This window comes from Streptomyces sp. UC4497, from assembly GCF_054871485.1.
In genome coordinates, this window is the sequence record NZ_JBTYHB010000035.1 from 85,461 (window position 1) to 92,823 (window position 7,363).

Sequence of the window (7,363 nt, forward strand, 5' to 3'; positions counted from 1 at the left end):
GGGGCCGGTTCCGGACCCAGGATTGAAGGCAGAGCGGGACGGCAGGAACGGCAAACGGCCTCCCGATCGAAGTCTCCTCCCTCTACTCGCACCCTCCCCCTTCACCCAGGAGTCGTTCCCATGCAGCACGCCAAGAAGATCTCGAAGCGCACCCGCGTCGTCACCGGCACCACGCTTGCCGCCGCCATCGCCCTCGGCGGGTTCGGCGCGTACTCGGCGAGCGCCGCGGACGCGGAGCCGGCCGCGCAGGCCGCCGCCGCCAAGCCCGCCGCCGCGAAGGCCGGCAACACCTTCGAGTCCAAGCACCTCACCGTGGGCGCCGCCACCGACGCCGCCGAGGCCGTCCTGAAGGCCGCGAAGAAGGAGAACCAGAAGGTCTCCGTCGCCGTCGTCGACCGCAACGGCAACACGATCGTCGAGCTGCGTGGTGACGGCGCCGGACCGCAGTCGCCGGAGTCCGCCGTGAAGAAGGCGTACACCGCGGTGTCCTGGAACGCGCCCACGTCCGAGCTGACGAAGCGGCTCGAGCAGACGCCGAACCTGAAGGACATCCCCGGCACGTTGTTCCTCGCGGGTGGGGCGCCGGTTGTCGCCGACGGTGGGCCCATCGCGGGGATCGGGGTCGCCGGTGCGCCCTCGGGGGACCTGGACGAGAAGTTCGCCCAGGCGGGGGTCGCTGCGCTCGGCTAGGCAGATCAAGCCCCCGCGGCGATTGAGCGGCGGGGTCCGGGGCAGAGCCCCGAGACGTCACGACCGGCGCGGGTGTTGCGGTCCTGGGGCGCTGCCCCAGACCCCGCTGCTCAATCGCCGCAGGGGCTTAAATTGCCGAACCGAACGATCCTGCAGAGCGCAGGGCGGATGTGGAGTCGCACCATGCAGCACACCGAGAACAACCGAACGCTCCTCGCCGCCGCCGCTCACGGCGACGTCGACGCCGTCCGGGCCGCGCTCGCGGCGGGCGCCGATGTCGAGGCCCGCGACGCGCACCGCCGTACGCCCCTCCTCCTGGCCTCCCTCAACGATCACGTCGCCGCCGCCGAGGCGCTCGTCGCGGCCGGTGCCGACCCGAACGCCCAGGACGAGCGGGACGACAGCGCGTGGCTCGCCACCGGTGTCACCGGCTCCGTGGAGATGATGCGCGCCCTGCTGCCCGCCCGCCCCGACCTGAAGGTCACCAACCGGTTCGGCGGCATCTCCGTCATCCCGGCCTCCGAACGCGGCCACGTCGACTACGTACGCGCCGTGCTCCGCGAGACCGACATCGACGTCGACCACGTCAACCGGCTCGGCTGGACCGCCCTGTTGGAGGCCGTGATCCTCGGTGACGGCGGCCGCGCGCACCAGGAGATCGTCGAGCTGCTCATCACGGCGGGCGCGAGCCCCGACCTGCCCGACGGCGACGGCATCACTCCCCTCGAGCACGCCGAGCGCCGCGGCTTCACCGAGATCGCCGGCCTGTTGCGGGCCGTACGGTGAGGCGCGCGGTCCTCGCGGCGATCGCCGTCGCGGTCCTCGCGACCGGCTGTGGCGCGACGCAGGACGACGCCAACTCAGGTCCTGACAAGGCCAGTTCGCCACCGGAGACGGCCCCCGCGACCCCCAAGTCCGCCAAGACCCCCGACGGCACCCTCCTCCTCGCCGACTTCGGCTCCGACACCGTCTCCTTCGTCGACCCCGCACCCGGCAAGGGAGTCTTCGACTCGGTGAAGGTCGGCCACGCCCCGTACGGGCTCGTCGTCGGGGACGATGGTCGGGCCTGGGTCGCCACCGCCGAGGGCGTCGCCGTCGTCGACACGGACAGCCGTGAGCGCGAGGCCCTCATCCCGTACGAGACCGAAGGCCTCGGCCCGGTCACCGACGGCGAGTACCGCGGCGGCGGCATGGGCATCGCCCTCGCGCCCGACGGCAGGCACGCGTACGTCGGGGTCAACGTCCCTGACGGTAAAGGGGCGTTGGAGACCATCGACACCAGGACCGAGAAGGTCACCGACACCACCTCCGTCGGGCGGCGGCCCTTCGACGTCGACGTGTCGCGCGACGGGCGCCAGGTGTACGCCACCGATCACGACTCCTTCGACGTCACCGTCCTCGACACCCGCAGCGGCGACACCCGCCGCATCGAGGTCGCCCCGTACGGCACCGAGGGCGGCCTCGGCTCGTGGCTGAAGCCGCACTACGCCGCCGTCCGGCCCTCGGACGGCAAGCTGCTCCTCCCCTTCGAGGGCGAGAAGCTCGTCGTGGTCGACCCGGACACCGGCCGCTCGACCGTCGAGCGGATGACCGCCAACACGCACCAGCACGGCGTCACGATCACCCCCGACGGCACGCTCCTCGCCGTCGGCACGGGACCCATCGACCCGTCCGAGGACGAGGGGCCCTCGCTCACCATCCGGACGCCCGGCGGCAAGGAGAAGGTCGTGCCGCTCGAAGGGCCGCACGAGGAGGTCGCCGTCTCCGACGACGGCAGGACCGCGTACGTCACCGGCGGCTTCACCCGCGACGGCTACTGGAACGGCATCACCGTCGTCGACATCGACAGCGGCGACACCCGCCGACTGGCCGCGGGGGAGCGGCCGTTGGGCATCGCCGTTCTGTAGGCGCCTCAGCCGGACACCAGACGGACGCCACCCGGAGGCCGGCGGGACGCCCGTACCAGGGCAAGGGGGTCATAAGATCACCGCGTGCGCCGCCGACCCAGCTCCCGACTCCGACTCCCCGCCGCCCTCCTCACCGTCCTCGCCACCGTCGCCGCCCTCACCGCCTGCGACGGCGGCGTCCACGGCACCCCCGGCGCCTCGGGCCTGCGCGACCCCTACTTCCCCAAGCTCGGGAACGGCGGCTACGACGTCGGCCACTACGCCCTCGATCTCGACTACGACCCGGACACCCACCACCTCTCCGGCACCGCCGAGATCACCGCGACCGCGGACCAGGCGCTCAGCGCGTTCAACCTGGACCTGAGGGGGCTTACGGTGCGGAAGGTCACCGTCGACGGCGAGAAGGCCGTGGCCAGCCGCGCCGGGCGCGAGGTGACCGTGCGGCCGCACGACGAGCTCCCGAAGGGGCACACTTTCCGCGCCACCGTCCGCTACGACGGCGAACCCGTCACGGTCACCGACCCGGACGGCACGGGCGAGGGCTGGCTGCGCACCGCCGACGGCGCGCTCGGTCTCGGCGAGCCGACCGGCTCCATGGCCTGGTTCCCCGGCAACCACCACCCCTCGGACAAGGCGACGTACGACATCCGGATCACCGTCCCCGCCGGCGTACAGGCGGTGTCCAACGGGGAGTTGAGGAGCTCGAAGCGTTCGTCCGACGGGAGGCGCACCGCGTACGACTGGCGGGTGCGGCAGCCGATGGCGAGCTATCTGGCGACCGTGGCCATCGGGAAGTTCGAGACGGAGCGGGGGCGCACGCCCCGCGGGATTCCCGTCTACACCGCCGTCGATCCGGACGAGGCGAAGGCGAGCGCGAAGGTCCTCGCCCGGCTGCCGGAGGTCGTCGACTGGGAGGCGGAGCGGTTCGGCGCGTACCCGTTCTCGTCCACCGGCGCGATCGTCGACCGGGCCGGGGACGTGGGCTACGCCCTGGAGACCCAGAACCGGCCCGTCTACCCCGGCGCCCCCGATGTCGGCCTGCTCGTGCACGAGTTGGCGCACCAGTGGTACGGCGACTCGGTCACCCCGAAGTCGTGGCGCGACATGTGGCTGAACGAGGGCTTCGCGACGTACGCGGAGTGGCTGTGGGACGAGGAGCACGGCGGGGACACGGCCCGGCAGACCTTCGAGGCGCTCATGAAGCGGCCCGCGAGCGACGGCGTCTGGTCCTTCCCTCCCGCGCAGCCGCCGAACGCCGCGCACCTCTCCGACTCCCCGGTCTACGAGCGCGGCGCGATGGTGCTGCAGAAGGTCCGCGAGGCGATCGGCGACACCAACTTCTTTGCCCTGCTGAAGAGTTGGCCGACCGACCACAAGTACAAAAACGCCGACACGGACGACTTCACCGCCTACGTGGAGCGCAAGAACCCCGGCAAGGGCGAGGCCCTTGCCGGGGTCTGGGAGACCTGGCTGTACGGGAACGGCAAGCCGGAGAAGGCTAGTTGACGTTCACGGCCTTCCAGGCGGCGGCGACCGCGGTGGCCTCCGCGCCGCTCGCGCCGTACAGGTCACCGGCCGCCTTGATGGTGGCCGCGCGGGCCGCCGCGTAGTCGGTCGTGGACGTCATGTACGTGGAGAGCGCCTTGTACCAGATCTGCACGGCCTTGTCCCGGCCGATGCCGGTGACGGTGGAGCCGTCGGACGTGGGCGAGTCGTAGTTCACCCCGTTGATGGTCTTCTTCCCGCTGCCCTCGCTGAGCAGGTAGAAGAAGTGGTTGGCGACGCCCGACGAGTAGTGCACGTCGAGGCGGCCCGTGGAGCGCGACCAGGCGTCGGCGGACTTGCCGTCCTTGCTCGGCTTGTCCATGTAGCGCAGCGGGGTGCCGTCGCCGTTGATGTCGATCTTCTCGCCGATGAGGTAGTCGCCGACGTCCGCGGAGTTGTTCGCGTAGAACTCCACGGCCGTGCCGAAGATGTCGGACGTCGCCTCGTTGAGGCCGCCGGACTCCTTGCTGTAATTGAGGTTCGCCGTGGCGGCGGTCAGGCCGTGGCTCATCTCGTGCGCGGCGACGTCGAGCGAGGTGAGCGGGTTCTTGTTGTTGATCCCGTCGCCGTACGTCATGCAGAAGCAGCTGTCGTCCCAGAACGCGTTGACGTACGCGTTGCCGTAGTGGACGCGGGAGTACGCGGCCTTGCCGTCGCCCGCGATGCCGCTGCGGTTCAGGGCCTCCTTGTAGAAGTCCCAGGTCTCGGCGGCTCCGTAGGCGGCGTCGACGGCGGCGGTCTGCGGGTCGGCGGCCGTGCCGTCGCCCCACTTGTCGTCGGCGTCGTGGAAGAGGGTGCCGGTGCCGGACGTGCCGCCCTTCAGGTCGTACGTCTTGTGGCCACCGCGCCCGCCGTCGACCAGGTCGAAGCCGCCGGAGGCGGAGGCGGTGGAGCCGACGGTGACGGCGCCGTTGTACTCGCCGGTGCCGGTGCCGTTCTCGATGGCCTGGTACTTGTAGAGCACCTTGCCGCTGTCGGCGTCGGTGATGACGTGCAACTCGCTGGGCGTGCCGTCGTGTTGGGTGCCCTTGACGACGGTCTCGTACGCGAGGGTGGGCGCCTTGCTCGCGTCGGCGGCCCAGACGACCTTGTGCGCGGTGCCGGCGGTGGCGCCCTTGACCGAGTCGCCCGCGGCGGACTTCGCGGACTTCTTCGCGGCGGCGGTTCCGGTGGCGGCGTCCGTGGACGCCACGGATATGGAGCCCTTGCGCGCCTTGGTGGTGCCCTTGAGGTCGCCACCCTTCGCGGTGTGCACGACGAGGTCGCCGCCGAGGACGGGCAGCCCGTCGAAGGTGCGCTCGTAGCGGGTGTGGGTGGTTCCGTCGGCGTCCTTGACGACGTCGCGGGCGACCAGCTTCTCGCCGTCGGCGAGCTTCAACTGGCGTTCGGTCGTGGGCGTTTCGGCCTGCGCGTCCTTCAGTGCGGTCGCCCGTTGCGAGGCGCTGAGAGGGAGCGCCGTTGCGCCTGCCGCACGATCGGTGGCGGCGTTGGCCGAGGTGCCTGCCTGTACGCCGACGACCACCATGGCGGCGGAAGCGACGAGGGCGGCGAAGCGGGGAGCGGTAGAGCGGATTCTCACTCGGACTCCTTCGGTACCCGTGTGGGGTGGGTATGTGGGGGGTTCGGAGGGAGAGTGGCACCCGCGATCACCTCGATGGCAGATACCTGTCAAAACTTTGCCGGTTCGTGTCCGAATGGCGCGGGTGATTGTCCGTTAATCGATGGATGGCGGCCGATTCGGACCCGCAGGAAACAGCACTGAGCCCCGGCCGATGGCCGGGGCTCAGTGGCGGCTACCGCTCAGCGGTGGCTCAGACGTTCACGCCGAAGTCCTGCGCGATGCCGACGAGGCCCGAGGCGTAGCCCTGGCCCACGGCGCGGAACTTCCACTCGGCGCCATTGCGGTACAGCTCGCCGAAGACCATCGCGGTCTCGGTCGCGGCGTCCTCGGAGAGGTCGTAGCGGGCGATCTCCGTGCCACCGGCCTGGTTCACGATGCGGATGTACGCGTTGCGGACCTGGCCGAAGTTCTGCGTGCGGGTCTCGGCGTCGTAGATCGAGACCGGGAAGACGACCTTGTCGACGTCGGCCGGCAGGGCCGCCAGGTTGACGTTGATCGCCTCGTCGTCGCCCGCGCCCTCGCCGGAGCGGTTGTCGCCCGTGTGCACGACCGTCTGGTCCGGCGTCTGCTTGTTGTTGAAGAAGACGAAGTGGGCGTCCGAGTAGACCTTGCCCTCGGCGTTCACCACGATCGCCGACGCGTCGAGGTCGAAGTCGGTACCCGTGGTGGTGCGGACGTCCCAGCCGAGGCCCACGGTGACAGCGGTCAGGCCCGGAGCCTCCTTGGTCAGCGAGACGTTGCCACCCTTGGACAGGCTTACAGCCATGGTTCGGGAGTCCTTCCCTCGTTAAATACGGACGTACATGGTTGTACGTGTGCAGCCGAAGCTACTCGTACCCCTAGCAACGCCGTGAGGGGTGGAGAAGGTTCCAGGTCTCTTTACTTTCTTTACCCGGGCGGCACGGGAGGCCTGCCGGCCCGGGAAATACGGGTGACGCGGACCGCACGGACGCGCGACCATGGACGCATGTCCGGTCCTTATCCCATCCGCGGTTCGGTCGTCCTCCCGGAGGCCGAGCTCCTTTGGCGTTTCTCGCGGTCGTCCGGGCCGGGCGGGCAGCACGTGAACACGTCCGACTCGGCGGCGGAGGTGCGCTTCGACCTCGCCGCCACGGAGGCGCTGCCGCGCGTGTGGAAGGAGCGGGCCCTGGAGCGGCTCGCTCCGCGGCTCGTGGGTGGCGTGATCTCCGTACGGGCTTCGGAGCATCGGTCGCAGTGGCGCAACCGGGAGGTGGCCGTGGTGCGGCTCGCCGCGCTCCTGGCGGAGGCGACCGCGCCGCCGCCGAAGCCGAGGCGTCCCACGCGGGTGTCGCGCGGCGTCAACGAGCGGCGCCTCCGCGCCAAGAAGGCCCGCTCCGACACGAAACGCGGCCGCTCGGGCCGGGATTGGTAGGCGGATCAAGCCCCTGCGGCGTTTGAGCAGCGGGGTCCGGGGCGGAGCCCCGGGGCGCTCGCCGGGTAGCCGGGGCTGGGCTTGGGGGGGGGGGCCCACCCCCCCGCCCCCCCCCCCCCCCCGGGGGGGGGGGGGGGCCCCCGGGGGGCGGGCCCCCCCGGGCACCACCCACGCCCCCCCCCCCCCCCGGCCGGGCCGCCGCGGGGG

The 7,363-nt window shown here is 71.3% G+C and carries 7 protein-coding genes; 5 read left to right on the forward strand and 2 right to left on the reverse strand.

The genetic code is table 11. The annotated features are described in order from the left end of the window. Nucleotides 1-120: 120 nt before the first annotated feature. The 4 genes from ACYSUO_RS34000 (at nucleotide 121) to ACYSUO_RS34015 (ending at nucleotide 4,103) form a co-directional block, all read left to right on the forward strand. The gene (locus ACYSUO_RS34000; protein WP_461780065.1) at nucleotides 121-690 is read left to right on the forward strand and encodes a GlcG/HbpS family heme-binding protein; all 570 of its coding nucleotides are present in this window, start codon (nucleotides 121-123) and stop codon (nucleotides 688-690) included. A gap of 183 nt (nucleotides 691-873) precedes the next feature. Further along, the gene (locus ACYSUO_RS34005; protein ID WP_461780066.1) at nucleotides 874-1,476 is read left to right on the forward strand and encodes an ankyrin repeat domain-containing protein; all 603 of its coding nucleotides are present in this window, start codon (nucleotides 874-876) and stop codon (nucleotides 1,474-1,476) included. Then, nucleotides 1,473-2,597, forward strand: a complete 1,125-nt coding sequence (locus tag ACYSUO_RS34010; RefSeq protein WP_461780067.1) for a YncE family protein — start codon at nucleotides 1,473-1,475, stop codon at nucleotides 2,595-2,597. Before ACYSUO_RS34005 ends, ACYSUO_RS34010 begins: the two co-directional genes overlap by 4 nt. Before the next feature lie 84 nt (nucleotides 2,598-2,681). Continuing rightward, a complete protein-coding gene (locus ACYSUO_RS34015; RefSeq protein ID WP_461780068.1) occupies nucleotides 2,682-4,103 on the forward strand; it encodes a M1 family metallopeptidase in 1,422 nt (473 codons plus the stop codon). Here ACYSUO_RS34015 and ACYSUO_RS34020 read toward each other — a convergent pair. Together ACYSUO_RS34020 and ACYSUO_RS34025 are read right to left on the reverse strand one after the other, a co-directional pair. Beyond that, nucleotides 4,096-5,667 carry a M4 family metallopeptidase gene (locus tag ACYSUO_RS34020; RefSeq protein ID WP_461780077.1) on the reverse strand — a complete coding sequence of 524 codons (1,572 nt, stop codon included), beginning with the start codon at nucleotides 5,665-5,667 and terminating at the stop codon, nucleotides 4,096-4,098. The genes ACYSUO_RS34015 and ACYSUO_RS34020 overlap by 8 nt on opposite strands. A 286-nt stretch (nucleotides 5,668-5,953) precedes the next feature. After that, nucleotides 5,954-6,529, reverse strand: a complete 576-nt coding sequence (locus ACYSUO_RS34025; RefSeq protein WP_461780069.1) for a TerD family protein — start codon at nucleotides 6,527-6,529, stop codon at nucleotides 5,954-5,956. A gap of 201 nt (nucleotides 6,530-6,730) precedes the next feature. Here ACYSUO_RS34025 and arfB point away from each other — a divergent pair, with 201 nt between their 5' ends. Continuing rightward, on the forward strand, nucleotides 6,731-7,156 hold the full coding sequence (gene arfB / locus ACYSUO_RS34030; protein WP_328632767.1) for an alternative ribosome rescue aminoacyl-tRNA hydrolase ArfB: 426 nt from the start codon (nucleotides 6,731-6,733) through the stop codon (nucleotides 7,154-7,156). Nucleotides 7,157-7,363 lie beyond the last annotated feature (207 nt).